The sequence below is a fragment of the Isoptericola hypogeus genome (assembly GCF_039531145.1).
GTDB classification, from domain to species: Bacteria; Actinomycetota; Actinomycetes; order Actinomycetales; family Cellulomonadaceae; genus Isoptericola; species Isoptericola hypogeus.
The window spans coordinates 237,956-256,639 of sequence record NZ_BAAAPM010000004.1 but is presented as its reverse complement, the minus strand read 5'-3'; the positions used below and the strand labels follow the sequence as shown (position 1 = coordinate 256,639).

Here is an 18,684-nt window from a genome sequence, read left to right as displayed (position 1 = left end):
GAACAGGCGGTTGACACCTGATCGCACGCTCCGCGGGCCGATCGCGGTGTCAACCGCCTGTTCGGCGCAGATGGGAGGATGGCGCGGTGGCCCACTCCCCCGTCCCTGCCCGTACGATCCGGGACGCCGCGGCCGGGATCGCCGTCCTGGCGGTCACGAACTTCGTCGCCATCACCACCGAGATGCTGCCCGTCGGCCTGCTGCCGCAGATCTCCGCCGGCGTCGGCGTCTCGGAGTCCGCGGCGGGGCTCCTGGTGACGGTCTACGCCTTCGTCGTCGCGGCGGCCGCGGTGCCGCTCACCGTGGCCACGCGGGGGTTCGCCCGCAAGCCGCTGCTGCTCGGCACGCTGGTCGCCTACGCCGGGAGCAACCTGGTCGTCGCGCTCGCGCCCTCGTACGCCGTGCTCGCCGTGGGCCGCACGTTCGGCGGGCTGGCGCACGCCGTGTTCTTCTCCGTGTCGATCGCGTACGCGTCGCGCCTCGTCGCGCCGCTCTACACGGGGCGGGCCCTCACCCTGGTCACCGCGGGCGGGACGATCGGGTTCGTCCTCGGCGTGCCCCTGTCCACGTCCCTCGGCACGGCCGTCGGCTGGCGGTGGTCGTTCGGGATCCTCGCCGCGCTGTGCCTCGTGTCGTCGCTGCTCGTCGCCCGGCTCCTGCCCGCCGTGACGGTCGAGCCGGCCCGCGCCGCGGGCTCCGGCCCGCGCCCGGGACGGGGCCGGCTCGCGCTCGTCGTGCTCGCCATCACGGTGCTGTTCGCCGGCCACTACACCGTGTACACGTACGTCTCGCCCCTGCTCCTGGCGGCCGGGCTGGCGCCCGAGGCGGTCGGGCCGGTGCTGCTCGCGTTCGGGGCCGTCGGGCTCGTCGGGCTGTGGGCCGCCGCCCGCTACCTGGACCGTGCGCCGCGCGCCGTCGCCGTCGCCGCGATCGGGACCATCGCCGCCACCCTGGTGGTGATCGCGTTCACGCTCTCGTCCGTCGCCGGGATCCTGGTCGCGGGCGGGGTGTGGCTCGCCGCGTTCGGCGCGGTGCCCGCCACCACCCAGGCCGCAGCCCTGCGCACCCGGGGCGCGAGCCCGGACCTCGTCGGCGCGTTCGTCAACGGCTCCTCCAACCTCGGCATCGGCGTCGGTGCCGCCGTCGGCGCCGCCGTCATCGCGGGCCCCGGCTCGCAGACCCTCGCGCTCACCGGCGCAGCGATCGTCGCCGTCGCGCTCGTCGTCGTGCTCCTCGCGCCGGCGGCGTTCCCGCGCGAGCCCTGAGGAGCGTGCGGGCCGAACAGGTCCGGGACGGTAACCCCGGGGTGACACCCCCGTAGCACCGCGCTGCCACCGTGGGTGGCATGAGGATCCTGACCGACTACTTCGCGGCACCCACCGATGCGCTGGCCGCGACGGTCGTCCGCGAGGACGAGGGGCCGTCGACGACCGCCCGGGGATCGGGTCAGCCGCTGTTCGACACCGTCCGGCTGCCGTCGATCGAGCCGTTCGTCATGATCGGCACGCTCGCCGAGGTGGTGTGCGGGCTGCCGTACCCCGAGGTGACGGCGCACCCGCGCCATGGATCGCTCGTCGTCGCGGCCGGCGACGAGGGCCCGTGGGTGGTCACCGTCTCCGACCACCTGACCGCCGCGCTCGCGGCCGCCTCCCCGAGCCGCCTCGCCGACGTCGCGAGGCGCTGGTCCGGCGCGCCCGAGCTGGCCTGGGCGCCGGCGGGGGCCGTCGCCACCGCCGTGCTCGCGCTCGGCGCGCTCGCCGCCCGCGCGGCCGACGCCCGGCACGCCCTGTACTGCTGGACGCGCCTGCCCGACGCCGCGCCGATCGGGCCGCCCGTCGGGGCTCCCGTCAGGCCGCGGGCGCGGTCGTGAACAGCGCCGCGGCCTTGCGGAGCGCCTCACGCGCCCGGCGGCGGTCGCCCGCGGCGTCGTAGGCGAACGCCAGGTGGTACCAGGCCTGCCAGCTCTCGGGGTCCGCCTCGACGCCGGCGCGCCGCTCGTCGAACGCCGCGTCGGCGGCGGCGCGGTCGACGCGCCCGCCGGGCGAGCGCGGCAGGTCGTCCACGGGCAGCTCACCGGCTGCGGCGAGCGTGTCCGCCATCCGCTGGACGCGGGCGGCGAGCAGGAACTCGCGCACGATCAGCCCGATGACGAGCAGCGGGATGACCAGCACGGCGACGCCGATCGCCACCAGCGCGGGCTGGCCGTCGCGGATCATCGCCAGCCCGCGGCCCGCGATCGCTACGACGTACAGCGCGAGCAGCGCCGTGACCGCGACGGCCCCGGCCAGCCCGCGCGGGAGCCGGCGCCGCGGTGCGGCGCTCACGACAGGTCCAGCACGTGCTCGAGCCCCACCGTCAGACCGGGGCGGGACCCGACCTCGCGCACGGCGAGCAGCACGCCGGGCATGAACGACGCCCGGTCGAAAGAGTCCTGCCGGATGACGAGCTGCTCCCCCGCGTTGCCGAGGAGGATCTCCTCGTGCGCCACCAGCCCGCGGAGCCGCACCGCGTGCACCCGCACGCCGTCGACGTCCGCGCCCCGGGCCTCGTGCCCGGTCTCGGTGGCGTCCGGCATCGCGCCCAGCCCGGCCTCCGCGCGGGCCCGCGCGATCGCCGCGGCCGTGTGCCGCGCCGTGCCCGACGGCGCGTCGACCTTGTCGGGGTGGTGCAGCTCCACCACCTCGGCGGACTCGAAGTAGCGCGCCGCCTTCGCGGCGAACGTCATCGCGAGCACCGCGCTGAGCCCGAAGTTCGGGGCGATGAGCACGCCCAGGCCGTGCGGCCGCCCGGCGTTCACGCGCTCCAGGTGCTCGACGACGCGACCCCGGGACGCGTCGTCCCACCCCGTCGCCCCGACGACGACGTGCACGCCGGCGTCGAGCAGCGCGTGCACGTTGGCCTCGGTCGCGCCCGGGACGGTGAAGTCCACCGCCACGTCGGCGCCGGACTCGCGCACGGCCGCGGCGACGTCGTCGCCCCGCCCGACGCGGGCCACGAGCTCCAGCCCGTCGGTCGCCTCGACCGCGGCGCAGGTCTGGGCGCCCATGCGCCCGGACGCCCCCAGGACGGCCACGCGGATCGTGCTCATGGATTCTCCGATCTCGTTCTTCGCCTCGCCGGTCGAGCGTGCCGGGACCCGTCCGTGGTCCCGACAGGCTCGACCGGCCAATCCTCAGTCGCCGAACGGCCCGACGCGGACGACGGACCGGGGCCGTGCCGCCAGGTCGGCCGCCAGCTCGCGCACGTCGGCCGAGGTCACGGCGCGCACGCGCTCCAGCGACTCCTCGACGCTCAGCAGCTCGCCGTAGACGAGCTCCGCCTTGCCGAGGCGGCTCATCCGCGACCCGGAGTCCTCCAGGCCGAGCACGAGGCCGCCCGAGAGCTGGCCGACGCTGCGCTCCAGCTCGGCATCCGTGATGCCGTCGGCGGCGAGCCGCTCGAGCTCCTCGACGAGCAGCTCGGTCACCTGGTCGACCTTGGCCGGCGAGCAGCCCGCGTACAGGCCGAACGTTCCGAGCCCTCCGTGGCCGGACGCGAACGAGTACGTGGTGTAGGCCAGGCCCCGGCGCTCCCGGATCTCCTGGAAGAGCCGCGACGACATGCCGCCGCCGAGCACCGCGTTGAGCACCGACAGCGTGAAGCGCCGGTCGTCGGTGGACGCCAGGCCGGTGGACCCGACGATGACGTTGGCCTGCTCCACCTGGCGGCGGACGGTCAGCTCGACACCCTCGGTCGGGACGCCCTGCGTCTGGGCGGCGACGGGACGGCGCTCGCGCGGCAGGCCGGCGGCGTCCAGCTCCCACCCTCCGGCGGTGAGCACGTCGGTGACCTGCCCGACCAGCGTGTCGTGGTCGACCCCGCCGGCGGCCGCGACGACGAGCGTCTCCGGCCGGTAGTGCCAGCGGTAGTGCTCCCAGACCGCGTCGCGCGGGACGGCGCGGATGGTGTCCGGGGTGCCGCCGATCGGCCGCCCGAGGGGGTGGCTGCCGAGCACGGCGGCGGAGAACTCCTCGTGCACGACGTCGCCCGGGTCGTCGTCGTTCATCGCGAGCTCTTCGAGGATGACGCCGCGCTCGGTCTCGAGCTCGTCGTCGTCGAGGCGCGCCGAGGTCACCATGTCGCCGATGACGTCGACCGCCATCGGCAGGTCGGTGTCGAGCACGCGGGCGTAGTAGCAGGTGTGCTCCTTGCCCGTGGCCGCGTTGGCCTCGCCGCCGACGGCGTCGAACGCCTCGGCGATGTCCATGGCGGACCGGCGCGCGGTGCCCTTGAACAGCAGGTGCTCGAGGAAGTGCGTGGAGCCGAAGTGCCCGTCGGACTCGTCCCGCGAGCCGACCCCCACCCAGGCGCCCACCGTCGCCGAGCGCAGGCCCGGCATCTGCTCGGTGAGCACACGGACGCCGCCGGGCAGGACGGTGCGACGGATCGTCGCGCCGTCCTGCCCGGCGGTGAGGTCGGCACCGGGCTCGCCCGCGGGGACGAGCGGAAGGTGCCAGGTCATCGGAGCGTCAGGCCTCCGCGGGTGCGTCGGCCGGCGCCTCGGGCGCCTCGTCGGCGGCCTTCTCGTCCTCCGTGACGGCGACGAGCGAGAGCTTGCCGCGCGGGTCGATCTCGCCGATCTCGACCTGGACCTTCTGGCCGATCGAGAGCACGTCGTCGACGTTCTCCACGCGCTTGCCGCCCACGAGCTTGCGGATCTGGCTGATGTGCAGCAGACCGTCCTTGCCCGGCGACAGCGAGATGAACGCGCCGAACGACGTCGTCTTGACGACGGTGCCGACGAACCGCTCGCCCACCTCGGGGACGTGCGGGTTTGCGATCGCGTTGATCGCCGCGCGGGCGGCCTCGGCCGAGGGGCCGTCGGTGGCGCCGATGTAGACGGTGCCGTCGTCCTCGATGGAGATGTCCGCGCCCGTCTCCTCCTGGATCTGGTTGATCATCTTGCCCTTGGGCCCGATGACCTCGCCGATCTTGTCGACCGGCACCTTCACGGAGATGACGCGCGGGGCGTTCGGGGACATCTCGTCCGGCACGTCGATGGCCTCGGCGATGACGTCGAGGATCGTCAGGCGCGCGTCGCGCGCCTGGCCCAGCGCGGCCGCGAGGACCGACGCCGGGATGCCGTCGAGCTTGGTGTCGAGCTGGATGGCGGTGACGAACTCGCGCGTGCCGGCGACCTTGAAGTCCATGTCGCCGAACGCGTCCTCGGCGCCCAGGATGTCGGTCATCGCGGCGTACCGGGTCTCGCCGTCGACCGTGTCGGAGACGAGGCCCATCGCGATGCCCGCGACCGGCGCCTTGAGCGGCACGCCGGCGTTGAGCAGCGACAGCGTCGAGGCGCAGACCGAGCCCATCGACGTCGAGCCGTTGGAGCCGAGGGCCTCGGACACCTGGCGGATCGCGTAGGGGAACTCCTCGCGGCTCGGCAGCACCGGAACGAGCGCACGCTCGGCCAGGGCGCCGTGCCCGATCTCGCGGCGCTTCGGCGAGCCGACGCGGCCCGTCTCGCCCGTGGAGAACGGCGGGAAGTTGTAGTTGTGCATGTAGCGCTTGCGCGTGACCGGCCCGAGCGAGTCGATCTGCTGCTCCATGCGCAGCATGTTCAGCGTGGTGACGCCGAGGATCTGCGTCTCGCCGCGCTCGAACAGGGCGGAGCCGTGCACGCGCGGGAGGACCTCGACCTCGGCCGAGAGGGTGCGGATGTCCGCGAGCCCACGACCGTCGATGCGGACGCCGTCGGTGAGGACGCGCTGGCGCACCAGCTGCTTCTGCAGCGAGCGGTACGCGGCCGACAGCTCCTTCTCGCGGCCGTCGAAGCCGTCCTGGAGCTCACCCAGCATCTGCGCCTTGAGCTCGTCGAGGCGGTTCTCGCGGTCCTGCTTGTCGGCGATGGCCAGGGCGTCGCGCAGCGGCGCGGCCACGGCGGACTCGACGGCGGCGTACGCGTCGGGCTGGTACTCCGGGAAGACCGGGAACTCCCGGACCTCCTTGGAGGCCTGGGCGGCGAGCGAGGCCTGCGCCTCGCACAGGGCCTTGAGGAACGGCTTGGACGCCTCGATGCCCTCGGCGACGACCTCCTCCGTCGGCGCGGAGGCGCCCTCGGACTTGATGAGGTTCCAGGCGTTGTCCGAGGCCTCGGCCTCGATCATGGCGATCGCGACGTCGTCGCCGACGATCCGGCCCGCGACGACCATGTTGAACACGGCCCGCTCGAGGTCGGAGTACTTCGGGAACGCGACCCACTGGCCGTCGACGAGCGCGATGCGCACACCCGCGACCGGGCCGGAGAACGGCAGGCCGGAGATCTGCGTCGACGCGGACGCGGCGTTGATCGCCAGCACGTCGTAGGCGTCGTCCGGGTGGATCGCCATCACGGAGATGACGACCTGGACCTCGTTGCGCAGGCCCTTGACGAACAGGGGGCGCAGCGGGCGGTCGATGAGGCGGCAGGCGAGGATCGCCTCCGTCGAGGGACGGCCCTCGCGGCGGAAGAACGAGCCGGGGATGCGGCCCGCGGCGTACATGCGCTCCTCGACGTCCACCGTGAGGGGGAAGAAGTCGAACTGCTCCTTGGGGTGCTTGCCGGCCGTCGTGGCCGACAGCAGCATCGTCTCGCCGTCCAGGTACGCGGCGACGGAGCCGGCGGCCTGGCGGGCGAGGCGGCCCGTCTCGAAGCGGACGGTGCGGGTGCCGAAGCGGCCGTTGTCGATGACGGCCTCGGCGAACTGGATCTCGGGACCCTCCACGGGTGCCCTCCTTGATCTCGAGGGCGCGGCCACGGCTCGGCGGTCTTCGATCGAGGCCCACGGATCCCCGCCCGCGCTCCGAGGGAGCTCGCGGTGGGTTCGGGAGGCCACTACCGAGGACCGGACGAGATACCGGCCGCGCGGTGGTGGTGTGCGGGCGGGGTCGCCCGTCACGGGAACAATGACATCACACCACAGCCCGGCCCCTGAGGCAGGGACCGGGCTGGCGGCGGAGTCAGCGGCGCAGACCGAGGCGCTCGATCAGCGCGCGGTAGCGCTCGATGTCGATCTTCTGCAGGTAGCCGAGCAGGCGGCGGCGCTGGCCGACCAGGAGGAGCAGGCCACGACGGCTGTGGTGGTCGTGCTTGTGCTCCTTGAGGTGCGCGGTGAGGTCCTTGATGCGCTGCGAGAGCATCGCGATCTGCACCTCGGGCGAGCCGGTGTCGCCCTCGTGGGTCGCGTACTCGGACATGATGGACTGCTTGGTGGCAGAGTCGAGCGGCATGGGCTCTCCTTGGTGTCGTTGCGCGGTGCTCCGGGACTGATTCACCGGGGCGCTCTGGATCCGCGGCCGATCTGACGGCCCCACCATGCTACCAGCGCGCTGCCCGCCAGGATCCGGCGGGCGGCGCGACGTTGCTCACGCGGCGCTCGTGCGAACCGCTCACGCGTCGCCGTCGTGCCCGGCCGGGCTCCCGCCGACCTCGCGGAACGTCCCGTCGGGCTGCGGGAGCACCCCGGCGAACATCAGGAGGTCCGGCAGCGTGACGATGAGACGGCCGCTCTCCAGCCGTACGCCGTCCGCCGGCGTCCAGCCACCGGGCGCCTCGAGGAAGGAACCCTCGTCCTTCCGCAGGAGGTAGACGAAGGTCTCCGCGAGGATCCGGCTCCCGACCTCGCCGAGGAAGTTGCCGTTCCCCTGGAGCTCGGCCTCCTTGAGCACGTAGAACCAGAGCGGTGTCGCCTCGAGCTCGTCCAGCGCCTGCACCACCTGGGGAAAGGTGTTGGACCGGAGCTGCCCGGCCGTCAGCGGCTCGACGCCCAGGGCCTCCGCGACCTTCTCCCCGGTCGGCAGCGACAGCCAGTAGCCGCGCACGAGGTTGCGCCGGGCGAGATGCTTGAGCATCTCCTTCACCCGGTCGGCGAGGCCGTTCCCCTCGTTGCGCATGTCGGACAGCGGTCCCGCGAGGAAGGTGTCGATCTTGCGGGCCGCGCGTAGCCCGAGGGCGTCGCCCTTGACGACGAACCGCGACCACTCGATCGGCCAGTTCGACGGCAGCACCCGTCCCCGGTTCGGCGGGGGCGCTCCCAGGCCCCCGTTGCCGGTGAACTGGAAGAGCTGGTCGAGCGTGGCGATCCCGCCGGGACCATCACCGGTGAAGTTGACGTTGAAGTCGTAGACCCCGCGCACCATCGAGTGCCCGAACCGGAACGCGGCCACGGCGAACTCGAGCGGCATCGCGATCGGGTGCGGTGGCGCGAACATCAGCGTGTCCGACAGCAGCACCTGGTCGAGCACGCCGGGCTTGGTCAGCGTGCGCAGGTAGTCGTTGACGACGAGCCACTGGTAGTGGAACCGCACCAGGTCCTGCGCCCGCTCGAAGACCGCGCGCGGCTCGACGACCTCGGGCTCGTTCTCGCGGACCCAGTCCACGACCGCGTTGTGGAACCGGATCATCCCGAGGTGGAACTGACCGACGACGAGGTTCTCGTCGTTGCGCTGGTCGGGGATCTTCGGCTGTCCGACCGTGGGGCGGTCGGCCGTCGGCCCGTCGAACGCGTCGACGTCCTCCTGGGAGTACCTCGGCAGGTCGCGCTGGGCGTCCGTGCCGGGTTCGACGAGAGAGAACGCGAGGGTCCCGAAGGCCACCGGGTCGCCGGACACCCGGTCGAGCGCGAGCTTCGCCGGATCGCTGGACGAGTAGGCCGCCTCGCTGCGCGTCGGAGGCCGCGGCGGCTCGTCCGGGAACCGGGGGCCGCTGCCGTACAGGCTGTCCAGGTTGAGCGCGGGGTGCCGGCCGTTGCGCAGGGACGTCACGACCTCGTCGGGCGGGACGACGCGGAAGTCCTCGTCGACGATGTCCCCGAGCACGAGGTCGCCGGTCCCCGGGTCGCCCGTCGTGTCGGGGCCGTTGGTGTTCAGGGTGATGTCGTGGTCGATGAACTGGCCCCAGTACGTGTACACGGCGGGGACGACCGAGTCCCGGGAGCCGTCGGGGCCCGACATCTCCACCATGCCGTCGCCGAGCTTGTTCAGCGCCGCCAGGATCCTCGGGATGTCGTCGTCGCCGGAGGGGAAGTGGGCGCCGGGGTCGCCGCGCAGGTCCCCGAACAGGTAGTCGAACGCAGTCGTCGCCTTGAACGTGCCGTTGACGTAGTCGTCGCGCATGGCCTTGGCCGTGCCCGGGAGCAGCGTCGCGCTGGACAGCCGCGGGTCGGAGCCGTCGAGGTCGGGCACGACGGGGACGACGGTGCTTCCGTGTCCGGTGCTACGCACCGTGCGTCCGACGGGGTTGGTGCTGAGATCGGTCGGTCGAGCCGCCATGGATCTGCCTCTCTCTCGAGGGCGGGTGCCCGGACACCGCCGGGCACGCCAGTGCCGCACGTCCGGGCCGTCCCGACGGCGTTGCCGACGGGACGGCCCGGACATGCGGTGCGGCGCTCGCACGCCGCCGCAAGGGCAGGGAGAGGAGGCGTGGCGCGTCGCGACCAGATCGCGCGATCTGTGACCAGGGTCCACCTGGCCTCACCAGGACAGAACGCCCGCGGACGGGCCTGTGACACGGCGGGCGGGAATTCACCCGCACCCGGCGGCGGTCAGCGCAGGATGTCGCGCGCCCGGTCGACGTCGTCGCGCATCTGCGCGACCAGAGGCCCGACACCGTCGAAGCGGAGCGTCGGACGGAGCCGCTCCACGAGCTCGAGCACCACCGGCTCGTCGTACAGGTCGAGGTCGGTGCGGTCCAGCACGTACGCCTCGACGCGCCGCTCGACGCCGTCGAACGTCGGGTTGGTGCCGATGGAGATGGCGGCCGGAAGGTCGGCGTCGGCGTGCCCGGGCGCGGTCTCGGCGAGGAGCGGGCGCAGGAGGCGGCCGGCGTACACGCCGTCCGCCGGCACCATCCCCTCGATGCCGCCGAGGTTCGCCGTCGGGAAGCCGAGCTCGCGGCCACGGGCGTCACCGTGCACGACGACGCCCCGCACACGGTGCGGGCGCCCCAGGATCTCGGCCGCCTGTGCAACGTCGCCCTCGGCCAGGAGCGCACGGGCGGCGGACGACGACCACCGCTGGCCGGCGCCGTCGGCGGCGGGCAGGCAGTCGCCGACGTCGTCGACGGCCACGACCTCGAAGCCGTGCTGCCCGCCGAGCTCCACCATGGTGGCCAGCGTGCCGACGTTGCCCTTGCCGAACCGCACGTCGTGCCCGACGACGACCGTGCGGGCGCCCAGCCCCTCGACGAGGTAGCGCGTGACGAACTCCTCCGGCGTCTGCGCGGCCAGCTCGAGCGTGTAGGGCACGACCAGGACGGCGTCGAGCCCGGTGCGCCCGAGCAGGGAGAGCCGGTCGGTCAGGCCGGTGAGCAGGTCGGGCGCGCTGTCGGGGCGGTGCACGACCGCGGGGTGCGGGTCGAAGGTCAGTGCCACGGCGTGCCTGCCGTCGGCCCGCGCGAGCCGCACCAGGCGCTCCAGCACGGCCTGGTGCCCGCGGTGGACGCCGTCGAAGTTGCCGATCGTCACGATCGACGGTCCGAAGCCGCCCGGGACCTGGTCCAGGCCCGTGAACACCTGCACGCGTCGCGCTCCGTCTCGTCGAGGATCGGCTGGTCGGCACCCGCGCCGGGTGCCGACCGTCAAGGATAGACCGACGCCGGCCGCGCCGGCGGCGTCATGCCGGCAAGACCGTCGCGGCAGCGGCCAGGTACTGGTCCGGATCGAAGTCGTCGAGCAGCGCGCGCTGCATGAGGAACCCCTGCCCGAGGCCCAGCATCGCGGGTATCAGCAGCTGCGCGGCGGCGTCCGGTCCGTCGGGCGCGAGGTCGGGGCGCGTTCCGAACCAGGCGCGCAGCGCGTCCAGCAGGACGCCCCGCAGCTGCCCGACGACCTCCTGGACGACGTCGTGGATCACGGGGTCGACGGTCGCCTCCGCCCACAGCTGGACGAGCACGCGGCCGTCCTCGAGATCACGCGTCATCCCGCCGGTGAGGAGGGTGAGCACCTCGAGGGGCGACGGCGGGCTGCCGTCGCGCGAGGCGTCCTCGATCTCCGAGCCTCGCCGGGAGAGCACCTCCTCGGCGACGGCAGCGAACAGCGCCTGCTTACCGTCGTAGTGGCCGTAGATCGCGCCTGCGGAGAGCCCCGACTCGGCGACGACGTCGGAGATGGAGGCGCGCTGGTACCCCTTGGCGGTGAACGCCCGCAGGGCGGCGGCGCGGATCTGCGCGCGCCGCGCCTCGCGGTGCTCCTCGGTGACTCGCGGCATCGGACCCCTTGGCTCCCGGGCGGTCGCGGACGGTTGACAAGCCTAGGCCCTCGGGCGCACTCTCTCGACAGAGAACGAACATTCGTTTTTTATTGTCCCCGAGCCTCCGGACGGAACACCATGGTCACCGCACCCGCCGCGTCGTCGCCCGACCGCGCCGCGCCCTCCCCCGTCCCCCACACCCCGTGGGGTCGCGTCGTCGCGGTCGGCCTGGCCGTCGCCGCCCTCGTCGCCGTCGTCGTGCTCGCCTTCTCCTGGCCCTCGGTGACCGCCGAGCCGCACGACCTGCCGGTCGCCGTCGCCGGCCCGCAGCCCGCGGTCGAGTCCGTCCGCGCCGCGCTCGACGAGCAGCAGCCCGGCGCCGTCGACCTGCGCCAGGTCGACGACCGCGACGCGGCCGTCGAGGCGATCCGCACCCGCGACGTCTACGGCGCCGTCGTCCTGGGCGTCGACGGCACACCCGAGGTGCTGACGGCGTCCGCGGCCAGCACCGCGACGCACCAGCTGATGACCGGCCTCGCGGCGCAGCTGCAGCAGCAGCTCACCGCACAGGCCGTGGCAGGCCTCCAGGAGGCGGCCGCCCAGGGGGTGGTACCGCCGTCCGACGCCGCCCTGCCCGCCGTCACGGTGACCGACGTCGTGCCACTGTCCGACGAGGACCCGCGAGGCACCGGCCTGGCCGCCGCGCTCTTCCCGCTCGTCCTCGGCGGGATGGCCGGCGGGATCGGCATCTCGCTGGCGGTGATCGGCGCCGGTCGCCGCATCCTCGCGGTCGGCGTGTACGCCGTCGTGGGCGGCCTGGTGCTCACCGCGATCATGCAGGGCTGGTTCGGCTCGCTGCAGGGCGACTGGTGGTGGAACGCCGCGGCGATCGCGCTGGCTCTCGCGGCGATCGCCGCACCGATCACGGGACTCGTCGCAGTCCTGGGCCGAGCGGGCATCGCCGTCGGCGCCGTGACGATGATGCTCGTGGCCAACCCGATCTCCGGCGCGACGATGCCGCCGGAGTTCCTGCCCTGGAGCTGGGGCGCGATCGGCCAGTGGTTCCCGCCCGGCGCCGGCGGCACGCTGCTGCGCGACCTGTCCTACTTCCCGGACGCGAGCGCCGCGGCCGCGTGGACGGCGCTCGGCCTGTGGGCCGGCGCCGGGGTGTTGCTGTCCCTGGTCGGGCACTTCCGCACGGCCGGCGGCGCCGAGCCCGACGCGGAGGCGCTGCAGGACGAGGCGCTCGAGCACGCCGCGCACCGCGCGGAGCACGCCCATCCCTGATCCGCCGGCGTCAGCCGCCGGCCGGGGCGAGCACGAGCACGGGCTTCGCCAGCGCCTCGCCCCGGCGCCGGGTGTCCTCCAGGAGCGCGACCAGCACGCCGTCGGGCCCGATCGCCGCGACGGTCCCGGCGGTCCCGCTGGGGGCGACCCACTGCCCGTAGCCGAGGGCGCGCGCCTCGTCGGCCGACAGGTCGCGCACGGGGAACGTGGCGCGGGCGGCGTCGGCGAGCGGGAGCGTCGCGAGGACGCCGTCGGCGTCCGCCTGGGCCTCGAGCTCGTCGAGCGTCCGCGCGGCATCGAGCCGGTAGCCGCCGACGCGCGTGCGCCGCAGCGCGGTGAGATGCCCGGCCACCCCGAGCGCCGCGCCCAGGTCCCGGGCCAGCGCGCGCACGTACGTGCCGGAGGAGACGACGACGGACACGTCCACGTCGAGCACGGGCACCCCGTCGGGACTGGAGGCGGCGCGCGTGGCGAGCACCTCGAACGAGCTCACCGTGACCGGGCGGGCGGCCAGCTGGACGTCCTCGCCCGCACGGGCGCGCGCGTACGCCCGCTTCCCGTCGACCTTGATCGCGCTGACCGTGGTGGGCACCTGCCGGATGTCCCCCGTGAGCGCGGCGACCTGCGCGGCGAGGGCCTCCTCGTCAAGGCCGTCGCCGACGCCGGGCGCGGCCACGACCTCGCCCTCGGCGTCGTCGGTCGTGGTGCCCACCCCGAGCCGCAACGTCGCGTCGTACGCCTTGTCGGCGCCCACGACGTAGGTGAGCAGCCTCGTCGCCCGGCCGACGCCGACGACGAGCACGCCCGTCGCCATCGGGTCGAGCGTGCCCGCGTGGCCGACCTTGCGCGTGCCGGCCAGCCGTCGGCACCTGCCGACGACGTCGTGGCTCGTCCAGCCCGCCGGCTTGTCGACGACGAGCAGGCCGTCGGGTGCCGTCGGTCGGCGCTCGCGGTGCGGCGCCGGCGTGCGGGTGCTCATGGGTTCCCTCCTGCGCGCGGCGTCAGGCCCGCGCGGCGTCCAGCCGTGCCTTGGTGAGCACCGGTCGCGGCTCCACGCCGAGACCGGCGAGCGGCGCCGACGCGGGCCCGGCGCGCGTGGCTCAGCGGTCGCCCGCCTCGTCGTCCTCGTCGTCCTCCGGCCTGCGGTACGGGTCCGCCTCGCCGGCGAAGCCCTTGCCCTCGCGCAGCGCGGCGAGCTCGGCGTCCCGGCGGCGCGCCTCGAGCAGCGCGGCGTCGAGGTGGGCCGCCGTGTCGGGCACCGAGTCGAGGTGGAACTCGATCGTGGGCGTCAGCCGGATGCCGGTCTGCTTGCCGACCTCGGAGCGGATCAGGCCCTTGGCGCTCTCCAGCGCAGCGGCCGTCCCGGCCCGGTCCTCGTCCGAGCCGTAGACCGTGTAGAACACCGAGGCGTTCTGCAGGTCGCCGGTGACGCGGACGTCCGTGACCGTCAGGAAGCCCAGGCGCGGGTCCTTGATCCGGGTGTCGAGCAGCTGCGCGACGATCTCCTTGATGCGGTCCGCCAGCTTGCGGGCACGCGGGCTTACGGGCCGGTCGGCCATGAATGTCTCCCTCGTTTCGGCACCGGCGGTCGGTGCCGGCTGTTGACGACGACGGCGCCCCGCCTCCGCACGCGGCGGGCGGCGGGGCGCCGTCGATCTCGGTCTGGCGGTGGGACCGTCAGGCGCGCGGCTTCTCGCGCATCTCGAAGGTCTCGATGATGTCGCCCTCGGTGACGTCGTTGAACGACCCGAGACCGATACCGCACTCGAAGCCCTCGCGGACCTCGGTGACGTCGTCCTTCTCGCGACGCAGCGACTCGATCGTGAGGTCGTCCCCGACGATCTTGCCGTCGCGCAGCACGCGCGCCTTGGTGTTGCGCTTGATCGTGCCCGACCGGATGATCGAGCCCGCGATGTTGCCGAACTTCGAGGAACGGAAGACCTGACGGATCTCCGCGGTGCCCAGCTGGGCCTCCTCGTACTCCGGCTTGAGCATGCCCTTGAGCGCTGCCTCGACGTCCTCGATCGCCTTGTAGATGACCGAGTAGAACTTGACCTCGACGCCCTCGCGGTCCGCGAGGTCCTCGACGCGCTCACCGAACTTCACGTTGAAGCCGATGATCACGGCGTTGTCGACCGTGGCCAGGTTGACGTCGTTCTGCGTGATGGCGCCGACGCCGCGGTGGATGACGCGGAGCTGGACCTCCTCGCCGACGTCGATCTTGAGCAGCGCGTCCTCCAGCGCCTCCACGGCACCGGAGACGTCGCCCTTGAGGACCAGGTTGAGGGTCTCGACCTTGCCCTGCTGGAGCGCCTGCGTGAAGTCCTCGAGGCTGATGCGCTTGCGGCGCTTGGCCAGGAGGGCGGCACGCTCGGCGGCCTCGCGCTTCTCCGCGATCTGACGGGCGGTGCGCTCGTCCGGCGCCACCAGGAAGGTGTCGCCGGCGCTCGGCACCGACGCGAGACCCAGCACGAGCACCGGGCGCGCCGGCCCGGCCTCGGTCACGGACTCGCCGTGCTCGTCGAACATGGCGCGCACGCGGCCGTGGGCCGTGCCCGCGACGATCGCGTCGCCGACCTGGAGCGTGCCGGACTGGACCAGCACGGTCGCCACGGCGCCGCGGCCCTTGTCGAGGTTCGCCTCGATGGCCACGCCGCGCGCGTCCTTGTCGGGGTTCGCCCGCAGGTCGAGCGCCGCGTCCGCGGTGAGCAGGACGGCCTCGAGCAGCTCGTCGATGCCCTTGCGCTGCAGGGCGGAGACGTCGACGAACATCGTGTCGCCGCCGTACTCCTCGGCCACCAGGTTGTACTCGGTGAGCTGCTGGCGGATCTTGGCGGGGTTGGCCCCCTCCTTGTCCACCTTGTTCACCGCGACCACGATCGGCACGTTCGCCGCCTGGGCGTGGTTCAGCGCCTCGATCGTCTGCGGCATGACGCCGTCGTCGGCGGCGACCACGAGGATCGCGATGTCGGTCACCTTGGCACCACGCGCACGCATGGCGGTGAACGCCTCGTGACCCGGGGTGTCGATGAAGGTGATCGCGCGGTCGACGCCCTCGTGCTCGGCGTGCACCTGGTAGGCACCGATGTGCTGCGTGATGCCACCGGCCTCGCCCGCGACGACGTCCGTGGAGCGGACCGCGTCGAGGAGCTTGGTCTTGCCGTGGTCGACGTGACCCATCACGGTCACGACCGGCGGACGCGCCATGAGGTCCTCGTCCGACTCGTCGGCCTCCTCGGCCTGCAGGTCGATGGAGAAGGACCCGAGCAGCTCCCGGTCCTCCTCCTCCGCGGAGACCATCTCGATCTGGTAGCCGAGCTCGGCCCCCAGGGTCGCGAAGGTGTCCTCGTCGAGGGACTGCGTCGCGGTCGCCATCTCACCGAGGTGGAACAGCACCGTGACGAGCGACGCGGGGTTGGCGTCGATCTTGTCGGCGAAGTCGTTGAGCGAGGAGCCGTGCCGCAGGCGGATGACGGTCTCGCCGTTGCCGCGCGGGACCTGCACGCCGCCGAGCGACGGCGCCTGCATCTGCTCGAACTCCTGGCGCTTCGCGCGCTTCGACTTCCGCCCGCGGACGGGACGCCCACCGGCGCGCCCGAAGGCGCCCTGCGTGGAACCACGACCCGCGCCACCACGGCCGCCCGGACGGCCGGCGAAGCCGCCGCCACCACCGGGACGGAAACCGCCGCCGCCACCGGGGGCGCCGCCGGGGCCACCGCCACGGCCGCCGCGGCCGCCGCCGGCGGGCGCCGGACGCTCGCCGGGACGCGGCATCGAGGTCTTGCCCGGCATCATGCCCGGGTTCGGGCGCGGACCGCCCGGACGCGGCGCCGCGGGGCGGGGTCCGCCCGGACGGGGGCCGCCGGGGCGCGGACCGCCGGAGCGCTCCTGCGTGGCCTCGCCGCCACGGTCGGGGCGCTGCCCCGGACGCGGCATGCCCTGGCTCGAGGCGAACGGGTTGTTGCCCGGACGCGGGCCGCCGGAGCGCTGCCCCGGACGCGGCATGCCCTGGCTGGAGGCGAACGGGTTGTTGCCCGGGCGCGAGGTGCCCTGACGGCCCTTGCCGTCGCGGGCGCCGTCGCGGCCACCCTCGCGGCCGCCGTCACGACCACCGTCGCGCGCCGAGCCGCCGGGCTTGGGCCCTGCGGGACGCGGGCCGGGCGTGGGCCCACCGGGCTTCGCGCCCGACGGCCGCGCACCGGCGGCAGGCTGGGGAGCCGGGGCCGCGGGGGCCTCGGCGGGCGCGGCCGACGCGGCCGGTGCCTCGACGGCCGGCGCGGCGGGGGCCGGGGCCTGCTCGACGACGGGCTGGGGCGTCTGCTGCGGCGCGGGCTTGGGAGCCGTCCGCGCCGGGCTCGCGGGCGTCGCCGCCTTCGGCGCGGCCTTGGACTCGCCGGCCGCGGGCGCGGCGCCCTTGAACTTGTCGCGCATCATGCGCTCGACCGGTGCCTCGAGCGTCGAGGACGCCGACCGGACGAACTCGCCGGACGTCTTCAGCTCGGCCAGCAGGGTCTTGCTCTCCACCCCGAGCTGCTTGGCCAGCTCGTGTACGCGGATCTTCGGCACGTCTCTCCTGTCTCGGCCCTCCTGCGAGACAGGCAGGACCGTCGTTAGTACTGAGTACTCATCGCACGGGACTCATCGGGTGCCCATCGGCTTCTGACCCGCTTCCTTGTCGACTTCGTGTGGTTGCGGCCGAGCATGCTCGGTCGCGAAGGCCGGGGCCGCGCGCGGCTCCGACCGGAGGGCTCAACGGCCCGGCTGCTCCAGATGATCCCGGATCCCCGTCAGGTCGAGGGGGCCGGCCACGCGCAACGCGCGCGGCACCGCCCGCCGTCGAACGGCGAGCTCCAGGCAGGCGGACGTCGGGTGGATCCAGGCGCCACGCCCCGGCAGGGACGCGCGCACGTCGGCGACGACGCGGGGCTCGCCCCGGCGCTCGTCGTCCGACGGCTCGAGCACCAGCCGCAGGAGAGCGGACCGCAGGTCACGCTCCCGGCACCCGACACACGTCCGCACCGGCCCGGTCGATCCCGGGGTGGCACGAGGGGAGGTCGGATCCTGGGCGCGTGGCCCGGTCCCTGACAGTCTAGCGCGACGTGGCACGTGCCGTGACCGGCCTCAGTCCACGTCCCCGCGGGACACCGCCGCGTCACCTGCGTCGCCGGCCGCCTCCGGGCCGTCGGCGGGCGCGGCCTCGTCCGACCGGATGTCGATCCGCCACCCGGTGAGCTTTGCAGCAAGTCGGGCATTCTGCCCCTCCTTGCCGATCGCGAGGGACAGCTGGTAGTCGGGCACGACCGCCCGCGCGGCCTTGGCGTCGGCGTCGACGACGGTGACGGAGCTCACACGGGCCGGGGACAGCGCGTTCGCCACGAACCGCGCCGGGTCGTCGCTGTGGTCGACGATGTCGATCTTCTCGCCGTGCAGCTCGGCCATCACCGCGCGGACGCGCGCGCCCATCGGGCCGATGCACGCCCCCTTCGCGTTGAGCCCGGTCACCTTGGAGCGGACGGAGACCTTCGAGCGGTGCCCGGCCTCGCGCGCGATCGCCGTGATCTCCACCGAGCCGTCCGCGACCTCGGGGACCTCGAGCTCGAAGAGCTTGCGGACCAGGCCCGGGTGGGTGCGGCTCAGCGTGACCTGAGCGCCCTTCATGCCGCGGGACACCTCGACCACGTAGGCGCGCAGCCGCTCGCCGTGGACGTACTCCTCGGTCGGCACCTGCTCGTGCGGCGGCAGCACGGCCTCGGTGCCGCCCACGTCGACGAGCACCACGCGAGGGTCGCGGCCCTGCTGGATCGTGCCGGCGAGGACCTCGCCCTCCTTGCCCCGGAACATACCGAGGACCTGGTCGTCCTCGGCGTCGCGCAGCCGCTGGACGATGACCTGGCGGGCGGTCGCCGTGGCGATCCGTCCGAAGTCGGCCGGGGTGTCGTCGAACTCGGGGCCGAGCTCCACCGTGGGGCGGGCCTCGGGGTCCTCGGGGTCCGGGGTGCGGATCTCCTCCCGCGACCACACGGTCACGTGGCCCGACCGGCGGTCGAGCTCGATCCGCGCGTGCGAGTACGCGTCGGGGGTGCGGTGGTACGCCGAGAGGAGCGCCTGCTCGATGGCGGCGACGAGGACGTCAAGGCTGATGTCCCGCTCCCGCTCCAGCAGTCGCAGCGCGCCCATGTCGATGTCCAT

At 73.9% G+C, this 18,684-nt stretch carries 16 protein-coding genes; 3 read left to right on the top strand and 13 right to left on the bottom strand.

Annotated features, from left to right (window positions below):
• Positions 1-86 precede the first annotated feature (86 nt).
• On the top strand, positions 87-1,265 hold the full coding sequence (locus ABD254_RS12525; protein ID WP_344248748.1) for an MFS transporter: 1,179 nt from the start codon (positions 87-89) through the stop codon (positions 1,263-1,265).
• 80 nt (positions 1,266-1,345) lie between these two features.
• A complete protein-coding gene (locus ABD254_RS12520) occupies positions 1,346-1,870 on the top strand; it encodes a hypothetical protein (protein ID WP_344248747.1) in 525 nt (174 codons plus the stop codon).
• On the opposite strand, the gene ABD254_RS12515 is transcribed toward ABD254_RS12520, so the two are convergent.
• The 8 genes from ABD254_RS12515 to ABD254_RS12480 all read right to left on the bottom strand — a co-directional run bounded on the left by ABD254_RS12515 (position 1,848) and on the right by ABD254_RS12480 (position 11,226).
• A complete protein-coding gene (locus tag ABD254_RS12515) occupies positions 1,848-2,324 on the bottom strand; it encodes a hypothetical protein (protein WP_344248746.1) in 477 nt (158 codons plus the stop codon). The two genes, ABD254_RS12520 and ABD254_RS12515, sit on opposite strands and share 23 nt — an antisense overlap.
• Positions 2,321-3,088, bottom strand: a complete 768-nt coding sequence (gene dapB / locus ABD254_RS12510; protein WP_344248745.1) for a 4-hydroxy-tetrahydrodipicolinate reductase — start codon at positions 3,086-3,088, stop codon at positions 2,321-2,323. Before dapB ends, ABD254_RS12515 begins: the two co-directional genes overlap by 4 nt.
• A gap of 84 nt (positions 3,089-3,172) precedes the next feature.
• On the bottom strand, positions 3,173-4,501 hold the full coding sequence (locus ABD254_RS12505; RefSeq protein ID WP_344248744.1) for a M16 family metallopeptidase: 1,329 nt from the start codon (positions 4,499-4,501) through the stop codon (positions 3,173-3,175).
• 7 nt (positions 4,502-4,508) lie between these two features.
• The gene (locus ABD254_RS12500; protein ID WP_344248743.1) at positions 4,509-6,746 is read right to left on the bottom strand and encodes a polyribonucleotide nucleotidyltransferase; all 2,238 of its coding nucleotides are present in this window, start codon (positions 6,744-6,746) and stop codon (positions 4,509-4,511) included.
• 235 nt (positions 6,747-6,981) lie between these two features.
• Positions 6,982-7,251 carry a 30S ribosomal protein S15 gene (rpsO, locus tag ABD254_RS12495; RefSeq protein WP_344248742.1) on the bottom strand — a complete coding sequence of 90 codons (270 nt, stop codon included), beginning with the start codon at positions 7,249-7,251 and terminating at the stop codon, positions 6,982-6,984.
• 159 nt (positions 7,252-7,410) lie between these two features.
• Positions 7,411-9,243, bottom strand: coding sequence for a peroxidase family protein (locus ABD254_RS12490; RefSeq protein WP_344248741.1), 1,833 nt, complete (start codon positions 9,241-9,243; stop codon positions 7,411-7,413).
• Between the two features lie 320 nt (positions 9,244-9,563).
• On the bottom strand, positions 9,564-10,538 hold the full coding sequence (locus ABD254_RS12485; protein ID WP_344248740.1) for a bifunctional riboflavin kinase/FAD synthetase: 975 nt from the start codon (positions 10,536-10,538) through the stop codon (positions 9,564-9,566).
• Positions 10,539-10,632: 94 nt separating this feature from the next.
• On the bottom strand, positions 10,633-11,226 hold the full coding sequence (locus ABD254_RS12480) for a TetR/AcrR family transcriptional regulator (protein WP_344248739.1): 594 nt from the start codon (positions 11,224-11,226) through the stop codon (positions 10,633-10,635).
• Between the two features lie 120 nt (positions 11,227-11,346).
• Between ABD254_RS12480 and ABD254_RS12475 the strand changes: the two genes are divergently transcribed.
• Positions 11,347-12,495, top strand: a complete 1,149-nt coding sequence (locus ABD254_RS12475; RefSeq protein WP_344248738.1) for an ABC transporter permease — start codon at positions 11,347-11,349, stop codon at positions 12,493-12,495.
• Between the two features lie 10 nt (positions 12,496-12,505).
• Here the strand turns inward: ABD254_RS12475 and truB are convergent, their stop codons facing one another.
• From truB to nusA, 5 genes are all read right to left on the bottom strand, one after another.
• Positions 12,506-13,474, bottom strand: a complete 969-nt coding sequence (gene truB, locus ABD254_RS12470) for a tRNA pseudouridine(55) synthase TruB (protein WP_344248737.1) — start codon at positions 13,472-13,474, stop codon at positions 12,506-12,508.
• Positions 13,475-13,595: 121 nt separating this feature from the next.
• Entirely contained in the window at positions 13,596-14,054 is a 459-nt protein-coding gene (gene rbfA / locus ABD254_RS12465) for a 30S ribosome-binding factor RbfA (protein WP_344248736.1), read from the bottom strand.
• Between the two features lie 118 nt (positions 14,055-14,172).
• Entirely contained in the window at positions 14,173-17,061 is a 2,889-nt protein-coding gene (gene infB / locus ABD254_RS12460; protein WP_344248735.1) for a translation initiation factor IF-2, read from the bottom strand.
• A 183-nt stretch (positions 17,062-17,244) separates the two neighbouring features.
• A complete protein-coding gene (locus tag ABD254_RS12455; protein WP_425553762.1) occupies positions 17,245-17,457 on the bottom strand; it encodes a YlxR family protein in 213 nt (70 codons plus the stop codon).
• Between the two features lie 159 nt (positions 17,458-17,616).
• On the bottom strand, positions 17,617-18,684 hold the full coding sequence (gene nusA / locus ABD254_RS12450) for a transcription termination factor NusA (RefSeq protein WP_344248733.1): 1,068 nt from the start codon (positions 18,682-18,684) through the stop codon (positions 17,617-17,619).

Bases quoted from the DNA above. Each gene is read 5' to 3' on its own strand.
- truB (WP_344248737.1), bottom strand. From the start codon at position 13,474: ATGAGCACCCGCACGCCGGCGCCGCACCGCGAGCGCCGACCGACGGCA.
- dapB (WP_344248745.1), bottom strand. From the start codon at position 3,088: ATGAGCACGATCCGCGTGGCCGTCCTGGGGGCGTCCGGGCGCATGGGC.
- rpsO (WP_344248742.1), bottom strand. From the start codon at position 7,251: ATGCCGCTCGACTCTGCCACCAAGCAGTCCATCATGTCCGAGTACGCG.
- ABD254_RS12475 (WP_344248738.1), top strand. From the start codon at position 11,347: ATGGTCACCGCACCCGCCGCGTCGTCGCCCGACCGCGCCGCGCCCTCC.
- ABD254_RS12505 (WP_344248744.1), bottom strand. From the start codon at position 4,501: ATGACCTGGCACCTTCCGCTCGTCCCCGCGGGCGAGCCCGGTGCCGAC.
- ABD254_RS12480 (WP_344248739.1), bottom strand. From the start codon at position 11,226: ATGCCGCGAGTCACCGAGGAGCACCGCGAGGCGCGGCGCGCGCAGATC.
- rbfA (WP_344248736.1), bottom strand. From the start codon at position 14,054: ATGGCCGACCGGCCCGTAAGCCCGCGTGCCCGCAAGCTGGCGGACCGC.
- ABD254_RS12520 (WP_344248747.1), top strand. From the start codon at position 1,346: ATGAGGATCCTGACCGACTACTTCGCGGCACCCACCGATGCGCTGGCC.
- nusA (WP_344248733.1), bottom strand. From the start codon at position 18,684: ATGGACATCGACATGGGCGCGCTGCGACTGCTGGAGCGGGAGCGGGAC.